This is a genomic window from Actinomadura kijaniata (genome assembly GCF_014138665.1).
Taxonomy (GTDB): Bacteria; Actinomycetota; Actinomycetes; order Streptosporangiales; family Streptosporangiaceae; genus Spirillospora; species Spirillospora kijaniata.
Genome location: NZ_JACJIA010000005.1, coordinates 150,446 through 165,497, shown reverse-complemented (window position 1 = coordinate 165,497; position 15,052 = coordinate 150,446). Strand labels below are relative to the sequence as shown.

15 protein-coding genes are annotated in these 15,052 nt (G+C 76.5%); 4 read left to right on the top strand and 11 right to left on the bottom strand.

Annotated features, from left to right (window positions below):
* Positions 1-11 precede the first annotated feature (11 nt).
* Positions 12-2,729 carry an ATP-binding protein gene (locus HNR61_RS49270; RefSeq protein ID WP_182844800.1) on the top strand — a complete coding sequence of 906 codons (2,718 nt, stop codon included), beginning with the start codon at positions 12-14 and terminating at the stop codon, positions 2,727-2,729.
* Between the two features lie 31 nt (positions 2,730-2,760).
* On the opposite strand, the gene HNR61_RS20535 is transcribed toward HNR61_RS49270, so the two are convergent.
* The 5 genes from HNR61_RS20535 to HNR61_RS20515 are packed head-to-tail and all read right to left on the bottom strand — an operon-like array spanning position 2,761 to position 6,713.
* Complete coding sequence (locus tag HNR61_RS20535; protein ID WP_182844799.1) at positions 2,761-3,714, bottom strand: helix-turn-helix domain-containing protein; 954 nt, start codon at positions 3,712-3,714, stop codon at positions 2,761-2,763.
* A gap of 56 nt (positions 3,715-3,770) precedes the next feature.
* On the bottom strand, positions 3,771-3,929 hold the full coding sequence (locus HNR61_RS20530; RefSeq protein ID WP_182844798.1) for an SDR family oxidoreductase: 159 nt from the start codon (positions 3,927-3,929) through the stop codon (positions 3,771-3,773).
* The gene (locus HNR61_RS49985; protein ID WP_182844797.1) at positions 3,926-4,942 is read right to left on the bottom strand and encodes a 2,3-butanediol dehydrogenase; all 1,017 of its coding nucleotides are present in this window, start codon (positions 4,940-4,942) and stop codon (positions 3,926-3,928) included. The genes HNR61_RS20530 and HNR61_RS49985 overlap by 4 nt, the downstream gene beginning before the upstream one ends.
* Positions 4,939-6,180, bottom strand: a complete 1,242-nt coding sequence (locus HNR61_RS20520; protein ID WP_182844796.1) for an MFS transporter — start codon at positions 6,178-6,180, stop codon at positions 4,939-4,941. Before HNR61_RS20520 ends, HNR61_RS49985 begins: the two co-directional genes overlap by 4 nt.
* The gene (locus tag HNR61_RS20515; protein ID WP_067823691.1) at positions 6,180-6,713 is read right to left on the bottom strand and encodes a 2,4'-dihydroxyacetophenone dioxygenase family protein; all 534 of its coding nucleotides are present in this window, start codon (positions 6,711-6,713) and stop codon (positions 6,180-6,182) included. The genes HNR61_RS20520 and HNR61_RS20515 overlap by 1 nt, the downstream gene beginning before the upstream one ends.
* A 218-nt stretch (positions 6,714-6,931) precedes the next feature.
* On the opposite strand from HNR61_RS20515, the gene HNR61_RS20510 reads away from it, so the two are divergent.
* On the top strand, positions 6,932-7,447 hold the full coding sequence (locus tag HNR61_RS20510) for a putative immunity protein (RefSeq protein ID WP_182844795.1): 516 nt from the start codon (positions 6,932-6,934) through the stop codon (positions 7,445-7,447).
* 60 nt (positions 7,448-7,507) lie between these two features.
* On the opposite strand, the gene HNR61_RS20505 is transcribed toward HNR61_RS20510, so the two are convergent.
* From HNR61_RS20505 to HNR61_RS20495, 3 genes are all read right to left on the bottom strand, one after another.
* A complete protein-coding gene (locus HNR61_RS20505; protein ID WP_182844794.1) occupies positions 7,508-8,572 on the bottom strand; it encodes an acyl-CoA dehydrogenase family protein in 1,065 nt (354 codons plus the stop codon).
* Positions 8,569-9,762: an acyl-CoA dehydrogenase family protein gene (locus HNR61_RS20500; protein WP_182844793.1), complete on the bottom strand. Its 1,194-nt coding sequence runs from the start codon at positions 9,760-9,762 to the stop codon at positions 8,569-8,571. Before HNR61_RS20500 ends, HNR61_RS20505 begins: the two co-directional genes overlap by 4 nt.
* A 103-nt stretch (positions 9,763-9,865) precedes the next feature.
* Positions 9,866-10,732, bottom strand: coding sequence for a LysR family transcriptional regulator (locus HNR61_RS20495; protein WP_182844792.1), 867 nt, complete (start codon positions 10,730-10,732; stop codon positions 9,866-9,868).
* A 76-nt stretch (positions 10,733-10,808) separates the two neighbouring features.
* Between HNR61_RS20495 and HNR61_RS20490 the strand changes: the two genes are divergently transcribed.
* Entirely contained in the window at positions 10,809-10,955 is a 147-nt protein-coding gene (locus tag HNR61_RS20490) for a hypothetical protein (RefSeq protein WP_182845230.1), read from the top strand.
* Here HNR61_RS20490 and HNR61_RS20485 read toward each other — a convergent pair.
* The gene (locus HNR61_RS20485; RefSeq protein WP_182844791.1) at positions 10,942-11,661 is read right to left on the bottom strand and encodes a TetR/AcrR family transcriptional regulator; all 720 of its coding nucleotides are present in this window, start codon (positions 11,659-11,661) and stop codon (positions 10,942-10,944) included. The two genes, HNR61_RS20490 and HNR61_RS20485, sit on opposite strands and share 14 nt — an antisense overlap.
* Before the next feature lie 107 nt (positions 11,662-11,768).
* On the opposite strand from HNR61_RS20485, the gene entS reads away from it, so the two are divergent.
* Positions 11,769-13,040 carry an enterobactin transporter EntS gene (gene entS, locus HNR61_RS20480; protein ID WP_182844790.1) on the top strand — a complete coding sequence of 424 codons (1,272 nt, stop codon included), beginning with the start codon at positions 11,769-11,771 and terminating at the stop codon, positions 13,038-13,040.
* On the opposite strand, the gene HNR61_RS20475 is transcribed toward entS, so the two are convergent.
* Entirely contained in the window at positions 13,019-13,915 is an 897-nt protein-coding gene (locus tag HNR61_RS20475; protein WP_182844789.1) for a DNA-3-methyladenine glycosylase family protein, read from the bottom strand. The two genes, entS and HNR61_RS20475, sit on opposite strands and share 22 nt — an antisense overlap.
* A gap of 48 nt (positions 13,916-13,963) precedes the next feature.
* A complete protein-coding gene (locus HNR61_RS20470) occupies positions 13,964-14,986 on the bottom strand; it encodes a LacI family DNA-binding transcriptional regulator (RefSeq protein WP_182844788.1) in 1,023 nt (340 codons plus the stop codon).
* Between the last annotated feature and the right edge of the window lie 66 nt (positions 14,987-15,052).

The window sequence follows — 15,052 nt, the reverse complement described above, 5'->3', positions numbered from 1 at the left end:
GGGGCGGTGCGATGATCCCGCACGCCGGAACGGCCCGGCTTCCCGCGACGACCCTGCACGGCCGGGACCGGGAGATGGGCCTGGTCGGCGATCTGCTGGACCGGGCGCGCCGGGGGCGCGGCGGGGCGCTGACCGTCCTGGCGGGCCCCGGCCTCGGCAAGAGCGCCCTGCTCACCGCCGCCGCCGAACGCGCCGGGGACGCCTTCCAGACGCTGGACGTCCGGGGCGTGCGGGCCGAGAGCGGCATCCCGTTCGCCGGGCTGCACCGGCTGCTGCGGCCCCTGGCCGGGCAGCTGGCCGGGCAGCTGGCCGGGCGCCTGCCGGACGGGCTCGCCGGCGGGGCCGAGCCGCTGGCGGTCTGCGCGGCGGTGTGCGAGGCGCTCGGCGAGGCCGCGGCGCTGCGGCCGGTGCTGTGCCTGGCCGACGACGCCCACCGGATGGACCGGGCGTCGCTGGAGGCGCTGGCGTTCGCGGCGCGGCGGCTGCGGGGCCTGCCGGTCGCGATGCTGTTCGCGGCCGGGGTCCCGCACCCGGCCGCGCCGCCCCCGGGCTGCCTGGACGACCTGCCGCGGATCGCGCTGGAGGCCCTGGACGACGAGGCCGCCCTGCGCGTGCTGGAGGAGCTGGTCGGCCGGGACCTCGGCGCGGACGTCGCCGTCGAGCTCACCGAGCTGGCCGGGGGCTGCCCGCTGGCGCTGGCGGAGCTGGCGGCGGCGCTCACCCCCGGCCAGCTGTCGGGGACCGCGCCGCCGCCCCGGACGCTGCCCGCCCACAGCGCCCTGCGCGCCCGCTACCAGCGGCGTTACCTGCGGCTGGCGCCGGGCGCGCGGCGGCTGGTGCTGCTGGCCTGCGCCGACGACGACGGGGTGCCGGTGGAGGCGCTCACCCGGGCGGCGCGCGCCGACGGCGTCGATCCGGGCGAGCTGGAGGCGGCGCGCGAGTGCGGCCTGGTGCGCGTCGCCGACGGCACGGTGTCGGCGTCCACCCCGCTGGTCCGGTCGGTCCTCTACACCGACGCGGTCCCCGGCGAGCGGCGCGCGGTGCACCGGCTGCTGGCGGCGGCGCTGGACGGCGAGCGCGACGCGTCCCGGCGCGTGTGGCACCGCGCCGCGCTCGTCGCCGGGCCGGACGACCCGATGGCCGGGGAGCTGGCCGGGGCCGCGCGCGGCGCGGACGCGGCGGGGCGCCACGGCGAGGCGGCCCGGTCCTGGCAGCGGGCCGCCGCCCTCACCGCCGACCCGGGCGTCCGGCGGGACCGGCTGCTGGCCGCGGCGCGCTGCGCGTGGACGGCCGGGCGGCCTGCCCGCGCCCGCGCGCTGCTGCGGCAGGTCGAACCCGATCCCGCCGCCGGGCTGCTGCGCGGCGCCATCGAGCTCGGCGACGGGCTGCCGGTGATCGCGGTGTGGACGCTGCTGGACACCGCCGACCGGACCGCCGCCGACCCGGCGACGGCGCTGGCGGCGCTGACGCTGGCGGGCGAGGCCGCCGACGTGCTGGGCGACGCCCCCTACCGGGCGGCGATCGCCGAACGCGCCGCCGCCCTCGCCCCCGCCGACCCCGCCGGGCGGCTCGCGGTGCTGCACGCCCGCGCCATGGCCGCCGCGTTCCGGGGGGAGCGCCGGGAGGCCCGCGCGGCGCTGCGGGAGGTGCTCGCGCTCGCCGCCGCGGTGGACGATCCGGCGTACGCCGACGTCACCGCCCTCGTCCTCGGCGACGACCACGCCGCCCGGTCCCTGGCGGCGCGGTCGGTCGCGGCGGCCCGGCGGGCGGGCGACGCGACGGCCGAGTCGCGGGCGCTGGCGGTGCTGGCCTACGCCGAGGTCGCGCTGGGCCACCACGCGGCGGCGGCCTCGGCCGCCCGCGACGGGCTGCGGCTGGCGCGGGCCGCCGGGCACCGCAACCGGGCCGTCGAGCTGCGCGCGCTGCTGGGCCTGCTGGCGGCGTTCCGCGGCGACGGGGCCGCGCACGAGCACCTGGCGGGAGTGCCCGAGGAGGCGGCGCGGCGCGGTCTGGCCCGCGCCGGCGCGCTGGCGTCCTGGGCGCTGGCCTGCCTGGACCTGGCGGCCGACCGGCCCGCCGACGCCGCCGCCCGGCTGCGGACGCCGACCGGCGCGCATCCGGCCGTCCGGACGCTGGCGACACCGCACTACGTGGAGGCCGCCGTGCTGTCGGGGCAGCGGGCGGCGGCGCGGCGGGCGTTCGCCGAGTTCGAGCGCTGGACCGGCGAGGCCGCCCCGGGGCCGGGCCACCGGGCGGCGGCGGCGCGCTGCCGGGCGCTGCTGGCCGAGGACGAGCGCGTCGCGGCCGAGTGCTTCGAGGAGGCGCTGCGGCTGCACCGGGGCGGCGGGTCGGCGTTCGAGTCGGCCCGCACCGCGCTGCTGTACGGGCACCGGCTGCGGCGGGCGCGGCGGCCCCGCGACGCCCGCGTCCACCTGCGCGACGCGCTGCGGGTGTTCGCCGACCTCGGCGCGCGGCCGTGGGCGGAACGGGCGCGGTCCGAGCTGCGCGCGGCGGGCGGCGCGGCGGAGACGCCCGGCCGGGGCGACCCGCTGGCCGCGCTGACCGCCCAGCAGCGGCAGATCGCGGCGCTGGTCGCGGCCGGGGCCACCAACCGGGAGATCGCGACCCGCCTGATGATCAGCACCCGGACGGTGGACGGCCACCTGCGCAACATCTTCACCCGCCTGGGCCTGCGCTCCCGCGTGGAGCTGGCCCGCCTGGCGGGCTAGGACCGCTACGCCCCGGTCAACGGAACCCGGGTCAGCGGGCGGACGCGCGGGCCTCGCTGGGGGTGCGGCCGAAGCGGGCGCGGAAGTGCCGGGCGAAGTGGGCCTGGCTGGAGAAGCCCCAGCGGTAGGCGATGTCGGCGATGGTCGTGCGGGCCGCCCCCGGGGCGGTGAGGTCGCCGTGGGCGCGCTGGAGGCGGCGTTCCAGGATGTGCCGGGCCGGGGTGGTGCCGGCCGCCTCGAAGATCCGGCCGAGATGCCGCACCGACACCCCCGTCACGCCCGCGACCCGCGCGGGAGTGAGGCACGGGTCGTGCAGGTGCCGCTCGATGTAGTTCTCGGCGACGACCAGCCGGGTCCGGTACGCGGCGGGTGCGGGCCGCCCGCCGGAGCGTTCGGTGGCCAGCAGCCGCAGCAGGTCGAGGACGCCGTCGCGGATGCCCTCGGGGCCCGCCGCGCCCGGGTCCTCCAGGACCGACCGCAGCGCCACGACCAGCTCGCCCTCGCGGACCGTCCCGCGCCCGAACAGCATGGGCGCGGGGACCCCGCCCGCCATGCACTGCTCGGCGAACAGGTCGCGCGGGATGTCCACCAGGAACTGCCGCATGGTCGAGGAGAACCCGAACAGGTACGGCCGGCGCGTGTCGTACACGACGAGGTCGCCGGCGGTGGCCGACAGGCAGCCGTGCTCGTGCAGGAACACGGCCTCGCCCTTCAGCAGCAGGGTCGCGAACACCGAGTCCTTCGGCGCGGACCTCGCCACCTGCGGGCTGCGCTCCACGGAGTGGGCGTTGCCGCTGATCTCGGCCAGCCGGACGTCCCCGAGCCGGAAGTTGGCCTGCCGCGCCAGCAGCCCGCGCTCGGAGTAGGACGTGCAGGACAGCCCGACCAGCGCCCTGCGGTTGTAGTCCTCCCAGAAGCCGATGCGGTCGCGCGGGTCGACGTCCTCGGTGCTGGCCTCGGAGATCATCAGTGCTGGCGCCGGCATGGTCTCGCTCCTCCCGCCCGGGCGGTCCTGCGACGGAGCCTATGCCGTGACCTGGGTCATACGGCCAGGTAGCCTCCGTCCACCGGAAAGACCGCGCCGGTCACGTAGGACGCGGCGGGCGAGCACGGGAACGCCACGACGGAGGCGACCTCCGGCGGGCGCCCGTACCGCCCGGCCGGGATGCGGCCAGCACGGCCGCCGCGGCGTGCCGTCATGGCCGCACCAGCACCTTGATCTCCTCCGTGGTGTCCAGCAGCGCCCGGAACCCGTCCCGGACGACCTCCGCCAGCGGGACGACCGAGGTCACGATGGACGTGAAGTCCATGCCCTCCTCGGCGGCGAGCCGGATCAGCTCGCCGTGGCAGTCCCGGTAGCCGACGCTCCCGATGATCGACTGCTCGTTGTTGACCAGCGCGAACGCGTCCACGGCGACCGTGCCGCCGAGCCCGAGCAGCACGGTCCGGCCCCCGTGGCGGGTCCCGGCCAGGCAGTCGGCCAGCGCCCGCCCGGACCCGACCGCCTCGAACGCCAGGTCGGCGGCCCCGGGCGGCAGTCCCCCGGCGTCCACGGTCTCGGCGGCGCCGAGCCGGCGCGCCAGCGCCCGGCGGGCCGGGGACGGGTCGCACGCGACCACCCGTCCCGCCCCGTACCGGACGGCGAGCCCGACGACGAGCAGCCCGATCGGGCCGAGGCCGACCACCGCGGCGGTCTCCCCGTCCCGCAGCCCGGACCTGCGCACCCCGTGCAGCGCGACCGCCGCCGGTTCGAACACGGCCGCCTGCCGCAGCGACACCCCGTCCGGGAGCCGGTGCAGCATGTAGGACGGCACGACGGCCCGCTCGGCGAGCCCGCCGTCGCCCATCAGGCCCGCGAAACCGAAGTGGGCGCACAGGTTGTACTCGCCGGCCGCGCACCGCGCGCAGCGGCCGCACCGGTAGTGCGGCTCCACCGCGACCCGGTCGCCGGGCGCGAACCCGGTCACGCCGGGCCCGACCTCGGCGACCGTCCCGCTGAACTCGTGCCCGAGGGTCAGCGGGGCGGCCCGTCCCGACTCCGGGTGCGGCTCCCCGACCGGGATGGCGTGCGGCCCGTCGGCGTATTCATGCAGGTCGCTGCCGCAGATCCCGCAGTAGGCGACGGCGATCTCCACCTCGCCCCGGCCGGGGGCGCGCCGCGGCACGTCCTGCACCCGGACGTCGCGCGGACCGTGCCACACCGCGGCCCTCACGCGACCTCCCCCCGGCGGCGCAGCACGGCCGGGGCCGTCTCGCGCAGCCCGAACGACAGCGCCACCACCAGCGCCGCCCCGCCCGCCGCGATGAACATGGCCGCGTCCAGCCCCCAGATGTCGGAGGCGCGCCCGGCGACGAGCGGGCCGAGGAACCCGCCGGCCAGCTCGCCCACCCCCATGATCACGCCGAGCGCGGTGGCGAGCGCCGCGCGCGGCACGGTCTCGGCCGGGATCGTCGCCATGAACAGCGTGAAGCAGCCGAGCCCGGTGTAGGTGAGGATCATCAGCGCGCCGAGCAGCACCGGGTCGTCGACGTGGACCACCGCGAGCGGGCAGCACGCCGCGAGGGCGGTGAACCCGATCAGCGAGGCGCGCCGGCCGATCCGGTCGGAGACGGCCGGGGTGGCGAAGCCCCACAGCACCCAGGCGACGCCGAGGCACGTCATGACGGCGCTCATCGTGCCCGGCCCCCAGCCCTTCTCGTCGGTCAGGTACCGGGGCGTGAACGTGATCATCGTGACGAACCACGTCAGGTAGCACGGCGCGACCAGCATGCAGATCACGACGTTGCGCAGCCGCAGGACCTCCCGCACCGGCACCCGCGCGACCGGTCCGGCCGCCGCCCGCGCCCGGGGCGCGTGTTCCCGCACGTACTTCGCGATCACTGCGGCGATGACCAGGCCGGGGACGATCGTGACGTAGAACGCCGTCCGCCACCCGAAGGTGTCGGCGAGCCACACGACCGCCACCGGCGCCACGATGCCGCCGAGCAGCCCCGCCGACGACCCCTGGAGCAGCCCCATGTTGAGGCCGCGGCGCGACTCCCGGGACGCCTCCACCATCAGCGCCTGCGCCATCGGCAGCACCGCGCCCTCGGCGGCGCCCATCAGCGCGCGCGCCGCCAGCAGCCCGAGGAACCCGGTCATCAGCCCCGACGCCGAGGAGAACAGCGAGAACAGCACGACGGCGGCCAGCAGGATCGGCTTGCGCCGCCCGAGCCGGTCCGACAGTCCCCCGGCGCACATCCCGGCCAGCGCCCAGGTCAGCGCGAGCACCCCGGACAGCACGCCGAGCTGCGCGTTCGACAGCCCGAAGTCGTCGTCCATGTACGGGGCGAGGAACGCCAGCGCCTGCCGGTCGAAGAACACGAACCCGAACGCCAGGAACAGGATCGCCAGCAGCCGGTTCTCGTACCGGTCGGCGGCGGGGTCGTCCCGCGTGAGGACCGGGGCCATCAGCGGAACAGCGAGTCGATGTGGTCGGCGCCCAGCCCGACCGCGTCGTAGTGCCTGCGGCACATGTCGATGTAGTCGTGGACGTCGAAGTAGCCCTGGGGGTCGCCGTTCTCGTCCAGCCAGATGAGCGGGCCCTTGACGATGAACAGCGTCTTCATCGGCTCCTCGTGCTCGTAGGCGACGAGGGTGTGGCCCTCGCCGGGCGCCTCGTAGACGAAGTCGCCCGCCGTCGCCGTCCAGGGGCGCTCCAGGTAGCCCCACTTGCCGGAGATCGTGTAGGCGAACACCTCGTGGGGGTGGTAGTGCCGGTTGACGAGCCCGGCCTCCTTGGCCCGCAGGATGTCGGACCAGGTGTTGTCCTTCACGTTGATCCACAGCGGCCGCGACCCGACGGTCTCGGTGAACGGCACGTAGTACCGGTCGTCGTCGGTGGCGACCTTCGGCAGGTACACCTCGGGCAGCGCGTCGGGCTTCTGCGAGTTCTCGATCGGCTTCAGGTTCTTCCAGAACTCCGAACCAGGGGTCTCCGGCATGCGAACGGCTCCTCTCGCGGTCGTGTCGCTGCGAGTGAACCTCCCGGGTGGGGCCCCGGTCTTTCCTGTGGCGGACGCCGCCCTTTGCGGATCGCGGACATCGGCCCCCGGGTTTGAGACTTTCACCCGGAAAACGTGTGGATACCGCGTTCGAAGTCTCACTCGAAAGTTCAGCGATACCGTCGAAGGCATGGCCATCGGCGCCAAGGAGGGAACCCATGCCGATCCTGCCGTCCGAGCGTGACCCCCGGCTGATCACCGTGCGCCGCGGCGGAACGCTGACCGACGAGCACCACCGGCTGCTCGCGGAGTGGGCCGCGCTCTGCGCCGAACACGTCCTGCACCTTTTCGAGCGGGAGCGGCCGCACGACACCCGCCCGCGCGACGCCATCGGCGTCGGCCGCGCCTGGATCCGCGGCGAGGTGCGCATGCGTGAGGCGCACCAGACCGCGTTCGTGGCCAACGCCGCCGGGCGCGGGCTGCCCGACCCGGCGAGGTTCGCCGCCCTCGCCGCCGGGCAGGCGGTGGCGGTCGCCCACGTCGCGGCCCACGACCTGGGCGCCGCGGCGTACGCGATCAGGGCGGCCGCCGCTGCCGCCGCCGGTGACGCCGAGGCGGCACGTCTCAGGGAGCGGGACTGGCAGCGGGAGAGGATCCCCGCGGAGCTTCGGGAGCTGGTCCTCGATGACCAGCGGCGTCGAAGCGCGATCTGCTGGCACGTCTTCGACGACTGACCCGTGGCGTCCGCCCGCCGCCCGGCCGGGCGGGGGTCCGGCCGGGCGGCGGGCGCGTTCTCACGGGGCGGGCGGCAGGTCCACCAGGGTCGCCAGCGCGGCCCGGTGCCGGTCCGGGGCGCCCAGCGCGAGCGCGGCGCTCTTGGCGCGCTTGAGGTACAGGTGCGCGGGGTGCTCCCAGGTGAACCCGATGCCGCCGTGCATCTGCACGCACTCCTCGGCGGCCTTCACCGCGACGGCCGAGCAGTGCGCCTGCGCGACCGCGACGGCGACCGGCAGGTCCGGGTCGCCGGTGGCGGCGCAGGACGCGGCGTGCCGGGCGACGGCGCGGGCCTGCGTGACGGAGGTCCACAGGTCGGCCAGCCGGTGCTTGAGCGCCTGGTAGGAGCCGACCGGGCGGCCGAACTGGTAGCGGGCCTTGACGTAGGCGACGGTGGACTCCAGGCAGCGTTCGGCCAGGCCGAGCTGCTCGGAGGCCAGGATCGCCGCGCCGGTCAGCAGGGCCGTCCGCAGTGCCGCGTCGCCCTCGGCGACCCGCCGCGCGGGGGCGCCGTCGAACGTCACGTCGCACAGGCGGCGGGTCATGTCGAGGGAGACGACCGGGGTGCGGGCGGCGTCGGCGGCCTCCACGGCGTACAGGCCGTCGGCGGCGGGCACCAGCAGCACGTCGGCGGCGGCCCCGTCGGCGACGCTGGTCACGGCACCGGTGAGCGTGCCGTCCCCGGCGCGCACCGTCGGGGCGAACGCGGCGTGCGGGTCCGTGGTGAACGGCACGGCGAGCACGGCGGCGCGCCCGGACTCCAGCAGTTCGCGGTCGTCGGCGGCCAGCAGCGCGGCGACGCCGAGGACCGCGCCGGTCAGGAACGGGACGGGCGCGACGGCGCGGCCGATCTCCTCGGCCACCACGGCGGTCTCCCGCCAGGTCGCCCCGGCCCCGCCCCGGTCCTCGGGGACCGGCAGCGCGGTGACGCCCATGTCGGTGAGGGACTGCCACAGGGCGGCGTCGAGGGGCTCGTCGCGCTCGGTCCCGGCGAGCACGTCGTTCCAGGGGGCCTTGTCGTCGAGCAGCTCGCGGACGCCGGCGCGCAGGTCGGTCTCGATCTCGCTGTAGAGCAGGTCGCTCACTTCGGCAGGTCCTTCCACGGCACGTCCTTGTCGACCCGGATCTCGCCGGGCAGGCCGAGCACGCGCTCGGCGATGATGTTGCGCAGGATCTCGGAGGTGCCGCCCTCGATGGAGTTGCCCTTGGCGCGCAGGTAGCGGTAGCCGGGCGAGCGGCGGGTGAAGTCGACCTCGGCGGGGCGGCGCATCGTCCAGTCGTCGTAGCGCAGCCCCTCCTCACCGAGCAGCTCCAGCTCCAGGCCGGAGATGCGCTGGTTGAGGTCGGCGAAGGCGAGCTTGGCGGCCGAGCCCTCGGGACCGGGCTGCCCGGCGGTGAGCTGCTGGCGCAGCCGCCGCCCGGTGAGGCGGGCGGCCTCGGCCTCCACCCACAGCCGCAGGACCTCGTCGTGCAGGCCGGGGGTGCGCAGCTCGGGGCGCTCGCGCCACAGCCCCGCGACGACGCCGATCATGCCGCCCTCGCGGGGCACGGCCTGGCCGCCGATGGCGACGCGCTCGTTCATGAGGGTGGCGGTGGACACCTGCCACCCCTGGCCGACCTCGCCGAGGCGGTGCTCGTCGGGGACGCGGACGTCGGTGAGGAACACCTCGTTGAACTCGGCCTCGCCGGTGATCTGCCGCAGCGGGCGGACCTCGACGCCGGGCGCGGTCATGTCGCACACGAAGTAGGTCATGCCGCGGTGCTTGGGCACGTCGGGGTCGGTGCGGGTGACCAGGATCGCCCACCGCGCCTCGTGCGCCATCGACGTCCAGACCTTCTGGCCGTTGACGGTCCAGTGGTCGCCGTCGCGGACGGCGCGGGTGCCGAGCGCGGCCAGGTCCGAGCCGGCGCCGGGCTCGCTGAACAGCTGGCACCAGATCTCCTCGCCGGTCCACAGGGGCCGCAGGAAGCGCCGCTTCTGCTCCTCGGTGCCGAAGGCCAGGATCGTCGGGGCGGCCATGCCGAGCCCGATGCCGTTGCGCTCGGGCTGGTTGGAGGGCGCCCCGGCGGCGGCGAACGCCCGGTCGACCTCGGGCTGCAGGTGGCGCGGCGCGTCGAGGCCGCCGAGCCCCTCGGGGTAGTGGACCCAGGCCAGCCCGGCGTCGAACCGGGCGCGCAGGAACTCCAGCGGCTCCATGGCGGCCGGATCGTGCTCGGCGAGGAACTCCTCGACCCGCCTGCGCAGCGCGGCGGCGTCGGGGGGTGCGGTGCTCACGGGAACGGACCTCCGCGGGGTGGGCGACGATACATACCAACCGGTCGGTATGGGGCCCACCCTAGGAAGTGCGGGCTGACGCCGTCAACCGTGAGATCGCCCGTCAGGTCAGGTGTTCCAGCAGCGCGGCGGCGGCCGGGTTGCCCGGCCGGGGGGCGCGGCCCACCAGCTCGACGGTCCGGGCCGGGACGGGTTGGCGGATCCGCACGCACGGCAGCCCCGCCCGCTCGCCGACCGGGCGGGGCACGATCGCCACGCCGATGCCCGCGCGCACCAGGTCGACCAGGAACCGGATCTGGGTGACCTCGCAGGTGATCTGCCGGTGCAGGCCGCACCCGGCGGCCAGGCGGCGCACGGCGGTCTCCAGGCCGGTGCCCGCGCGGAAGTCCACGAAGCGCTCCTCGGCCAGGTCGCTCAGCAGGGCGCGCCCGGCCCCGGCGAGCCGGTGGCCGGGCGCGGTCACCAGCACCAGCTCCTCCCGCCAGGACCGGAAGGAGGCCAGCCCGTCGGGCAGGGCCGCGCCGTCCAGCGCGACGTAGGCCAGGTCGAGTTCGCGGGCCAGCAGCGCGTCCAGCAGCTCGCCGGTCGGGGCCTCGCTCACCGCGATCTGGACGCCGGGCCGGGCGCGGTGGAACGCTGCCAGCTCGCGCGGCAGATCGACGCTGGTCAGGGTCTGGATGCTGCCGACGGCGACCCGGCCGGCGGCCAGCTCCGTCACGGCGGCGACCGTCTCCCGCGCGGCGGCGGCGTCGGCGAGCAGCCGCCGCGCGACCGGCAGCAGCGCGTGCCCGGCCGGGGTCAGCACGGGCCGCCGCCCGGTCCGGTCGAACAGGTCCGCGCCCAGCTCGTGTTCCAGCTTGCGGATGGAGGTGCTCAGCGCCGACTGGACGATCAGTTCCGAGCGGGCGGCGGCGGTGAAGCCGCCCTGGGTGGCCACGGCCACGAAATGCCGGAGCTGGCGCAGTTCCATCCATCTACGATAGCGATGGCTGCCAACGAAATGATGTGTTGGACCGATGGGAGCGCCCGCGCGCATGCTGGGGCGCGTGAACCACGTGCCCTTCCTGTGGTCCGTCGCCTACGGGCCGCGCCACTCCGCTCCGACCCGCTTCCTGGCCCGCCGCGCGCTCGGGACGGCCGCCTTCGTCCGCGCGCTCGCCCGGGCCGACCACCGCTCGTTCACCGTGCTGTGAGGGCCGGGCGGGCGGCGATCCCCTCCACGAGCACCTCCACCGTGAACGCGAACCGGGCGTCGTTGTCGTCCGGCTCCAGCTCGTCGGCGCAGCGCCGCAGGTACGGAAGGTCGAGGCCGCCGTCGGGGCGCAGCCAGGACGGCGGCGTCCGCTCCAGGTCGTCCGGGTCCAGGTGCGCGGGCGGCCGGTCGTACGGCGCGTCCTGGAACTCCACGAAGCCGACGACCGCGCGGATCGTCTCCATGCAGGCGCGGTAGGCGTCGGGCAGCGGCAGGCCGACCGCGGCGAAGAAGCCGATCAGCGCGTCCACGTTGCGCAGCATCGTCGGATGGCGGGCCATGGTGACGTTCTCGCGCAGCGCGAGGGTGGTCATGCCGGGGTGCCGCCGGTAGTGGGCGCGCAGGTCGTCGCAGTAGGCGCGCAGGCAGTCGCGCCAGCGGGCGGGGTCCAGCGGCGGCGGCCGCCACTCCGACGCGAAGATCTCGGCGGCGAGCGCGACCAGGTCGCGCCGGTCCTCGACGTAGTTGTAGACCGCGCGCGGCGAGACGCCGAGCTCGGCGGCCAGCGAGCGCATCGTCAGCTCGGCCGCGCCGCGCCGTCCCAGGAAGTCCAGCGCGGCGCGGCCGACGGCCTCGCGGGTGAGGGTGGGGCGGCCCTTGCGGTGGGTGGGGCGCCGCCGGGACGCGGGCGCGGGCTGCTCGTTCATCGGGGACGATGCTAGCCCTCCTTGAACTTCACACATGTTGACTTCAAGCGCGGGAGCGGGCACGGTGATCCAGGTAAGGCTCACCTAACTCCCCTCGGGAGTCGTTCATGCGCCCGTCCTCCGTCGCCATGGACCTGTCGCCGCTGCGCGCGAGCCGCGACTACCGGCTGTTCTTCGCCGGGTTCCTCGGCGCGCTGTTCGGCACGCTGATGACGGCGGTCGCCGTGTCCGTGCAGGTCTACGAGATGACCGGGTCACCGACGCAGATCGGGCTGACGGCGCTGGCCCGCGCCGCGCCGATGGTGGCCGGGCTGCTGGCCGGCGGCGTGCTGGCCGACCGGTACGACCGGCGCGCGCTGATGCTGTGGACCCGGCTGCCGCTGGCGGGCGTCGCGGCCGCGCTGGCGGTCAACGCGCTGCTGCCCGAGCCGCGCCTGTGGGTCGTCTACGCCGCGACGGCCGTGACGGGACTGCTGGCCGGGCTCGGCGGCCCCGCGCTGCTCGCGGCGACCCCGGCGCTGGTCGGGACCGAACGGCTCGCGGCGGCGGGCGCGCTCACCTCGGCCTCCACCCAGCTCGCGGCGCTGGCGGCCCCGGCCGTCGGCGGGCTGCTGGTCGCCGGCCCGGGGCCGGCCGCCTGCTACGCGGTCGACGCGGCCGGATACCTGGTGTTCTCGCTGGCGATGCTGTTCGTCCGGCCGCTGCCGCCCGCGCACGCCGCGCCGGACCGGGGCGTGCGGCAGGCGTTCGCGGCGGTGGGAGCCGGGCTGCGGTTCGTGCGCCGCGACCGGCTCCTGCTGGGGATGATGCTGGTCGGCGCCGCCGCGATGGTCTTCACGATGCCGCAGGCCCTGTATCCGGTGCTGGCGGACCGGCAGTTCGGGTCGCCGGGCGTGACCGGGCTGCTGTACGCCGCGCCCGCGCTCGGCGCGCTGCTGGGCGCGGCGGCCAGCGGATGGACCGGGCGGGTGCGGGCGACCGGCTATGTGCTGGTCGGCGCGGTGCTGCTGTGGGGCGGCGCGCTGGTGGGGTTCGGGCTGAGCCCGGCGCTGCCGGCGGCGGTGGCCTTCCTGGCGCTGGCGGGGCTGGGCGACTTCGTGTCCGAGACGCTGCGCGGCGCGCTGCTCCAGCACGGCACGCCCGACGAGCTGCGCGGGCGGGTCAGCGGCCTGTGGATGGTCCAGGCGATCGTCTCGCCCGCCCTCGGCAACGCCGCCGTCGGGTTCCTGGCCGACCTCACCGACCCCCGCACCGCCGTGGTGTCCGGCGGCGCGGTCTGCGTCGTGGCGGCGGCCGCGGTGGCGGTGGCGTTCCCGGCGCTGCGTCGCGCCACGCTCGCCGCGGAGCCCGCCGACCGTCAGGGGGCGGCGCGCAGGTAGTGGGCCCAGTAGCCGGCCCAGCGGCCGTAGCGCTCGCCGAGCTTCTGGACCTGGGCCATGGTCAGCTCGCGGCCGTAGACGCGGGCGGCCGGGTCCAGGAGCTTGCGCTCGTTCGGGGTCTCGTCGGTGCGGCCGAGGCCCCGCAGCAGGATGAACGCCGCCGCCCACTCCCCCACCCCCGGCAGGCCGAGCAGCGCCTTCCTCGCCTCCGCGTACGGGGCGGTGCGCAGCCACTCCTCGTCCAGGTCCAGCCAGCCGCGCACCGCGCCGTGCAGGTAGGGGCCCTTGCGCTGGTTGCCGACCAGCTCGGCGATCCGGCCGGGCGACAGCGCGGCGAGCTGCTCGGCCTCGGGGAACGCCGTGTACGCCGTCCCGTCCAGGACGACGGTGTTCCCGATCTCCCGCGCCAGGGCGCGGTGCGCCCGCAGCGTCACCGTCAGGCCGTTGCGCTGGGTGAGGATCGACCAGACCAGGCACTCCAGCGGCGTGGGGAACTTGGCCTGGTGGTAGCCGCGCAGCCGCTCCAGCACCGGGGCGAAGTCGGGGTCGTCGCGGCCGATCGCGTAGAAGCCGGTCAGGTCGTCGTCCAGGCTGAGGCTGAACGCGATCCGCGCGTTCGCCTCCCCGGCCGTCCCGGGGTCGAGCGGCCCGTCGGCGTGCAGCACGCAGCGGACGGCCGCCTCGCCCTCGGCGGTGACGCGGGCGAGCACGGTGCGCCCTCCGGCGCGCACCGCCCGGACGAGGGTGCCGCCGGTCACCTCCTGGGCGTCGGCAGCGAGCGCGAAGCCGTCGAGGAAGCGCAGGGTCGCGGCGAAGTCGAACGGCGGGACGGCGGGCAGAACGGTCTCGGTCGTGCGGGTGACGGTCCGGGTCATGCGGGCGACGGCCTCCGGGGCGGTGACGGCGAACCCCCGAGCGTACCCTCAGCCGGAGTCGCGCTGCGCGATCGCGAAGTCGTTCACCGGCAGGACGGTGGCCGGGTCGCGGTCCCGCGAGACGATCATCTCGTGCAGGCGGGCGGCCACCGCGTCGTCGTCGAGCCGCCCGGTCACCCGCACCGACGTCAGCCTCGGGCGCACCAGCCGGGCGACCGGCTGGTCGTCGGCCCCCACCACCGCGATCTGCCCGGGCACGTCGATCCCCGCGTCCCCCAGGGCGGCCAGCAGCAGCGCCGCGTAGTCGTCGTTGTAGCCGAAGACCCCGTCGGGGCGGTCGGCGCCGGCCGCCCAGGAGGCCGCCAGCGCGGCGGCGGCGTCCTCGTCGAACGGCAGGTCCACCCGGCGCGCCTCCAGCCCGCGCGCGGCGGCGGCCCGCGCGACGCCCGCCAGGCGGCGCTCGCCCCAGGCGTCCAGGCCGGGTTCGGCCGGGACCACGGCCGCCAGCCGGGTCCGCCCCCGGTCCAGCAGGTGGTCGGCCGCCGTCGCGCCGACGCCGTAGTCGTCCACCAGCAGCGTGGGGACCAGCGGCGACGGCTCCGCCCCGATCGCGATCACCGTGGCGGTCCCGGCGGCGTACAGCTGCCGCACGGCGGCGCGGGTGAGGCGGTGGGCCTCCACGATGACGGCGGCGGGCCGCCACTGCGCCCACTCGCGGGCGGCGGCCACGCCCTTGGAGCGGGTGTCGCCGTACAGCACGACGGTGTGGCCGTGCTGGCGCAGCCGCTCGCCGACGTCGTTCAGCCAGGACAGGAACAGGCCGCCGATCTGGAACGGCGGCAGCGGCAGCAGCACGATGTCGCTGGTGCCCTTGCGCAGGACGCGGGCCGAGGCGTGGGGGGCGTAGCCCAGCTCCTCGGCGGCGCGGCGCACCCGCTCCCGCGTCTCCTCGCTGATCTTCACGCCGGGGGCGTCGTTGAGCACGTAGGAGACGGTGGCCTGCGAGACCCCGGCCAGCCGGGCGACGTCGGTGCTCGTCGCGGGGCGCGCGGCGGGGGCGTGGTCGACCATGGGACCAGTCTTTCGCACATCGACCTTTGCCAGCGGGCGAAGCCGGATGCTATACAACGCTTATAC

Coding starts and splice junctions, on each gene's coding strand:
- HNR61_RS20530 (WP_182844798.1), bottom strand. CDS start 3,929: ATGACGGCACGCCGCGGCGGCCGTGCTGGCCGCATCCCGGCCGGGCGG.
- HNR61_RS49270 (WP_182844800.1), top strand. CDS start 12: ATGATCCCGCACGCCGGAACGGCCCGGCTTCCCGCGACGACCCTGCAC.
- HNR61_RS20510 (WP_182844795.1), top strand. CDS start 6,932: ATGCCGATCCTGCCGTCCGAGCGTGACCCCCGGCTGATCACCGTGCGC.
- HNR61_RS20515 (WP_067823691.1), bottom strand. CDS start 6,713: ATGCCGGAGACCCCTGGTTCGGAGTTCTGGAAGAACCTGAAGCCGATC.
- HNR61_RS20470 (WP_182844788.1), bottom strand. CDS start 14,986: ATGGTCGACCACGCCCCCGCCGCGCGCCCCGCGACGAGCACCGACGTC.
- HNR61_RS20520 (WP_182844796.1), bottom strand. CDS start 6,180: ATGGCCCCGGTCCTCACGCGGGACGACCCCGCCGCCGACCGGTACGAG.
- HNR61_RS20495 (WP_182844792.1), bottom strand. CDS start 10,732: ATGGAACTGCGCCAGCTCCGGCATTTCGTGGCCGTGGCCACCCAGGGC.
- entS (WP_182844790.1), top strand. CDS start 11,769: ATGCGCCCGTCCTCCGTCGCCATGGACCTGTCGCCGCTGCGCGCGAGC.
- HNR61_RS20475 (WP_182844789.1), bottom strand. CDS start 13,915: ATGACCCGGACCGTCACCCGCACGACCGAGACCGTTCTGCCCGCCGTC.
- HNR61_RS20535 (WP_182844799.1), bottom strand. CDS start 3,714: ATGCCGGCGCCAGCACTGATGATCTCCGAGGCCAGCACCGAGGACGTC.
- HNR61_RS20485 (WP_182844791.1), bottom strand. CDS start 11,661: ATGAACGAGCAGCCCGCGCCCGCGTCCCGGCGGCGCCCCACCCACCGC.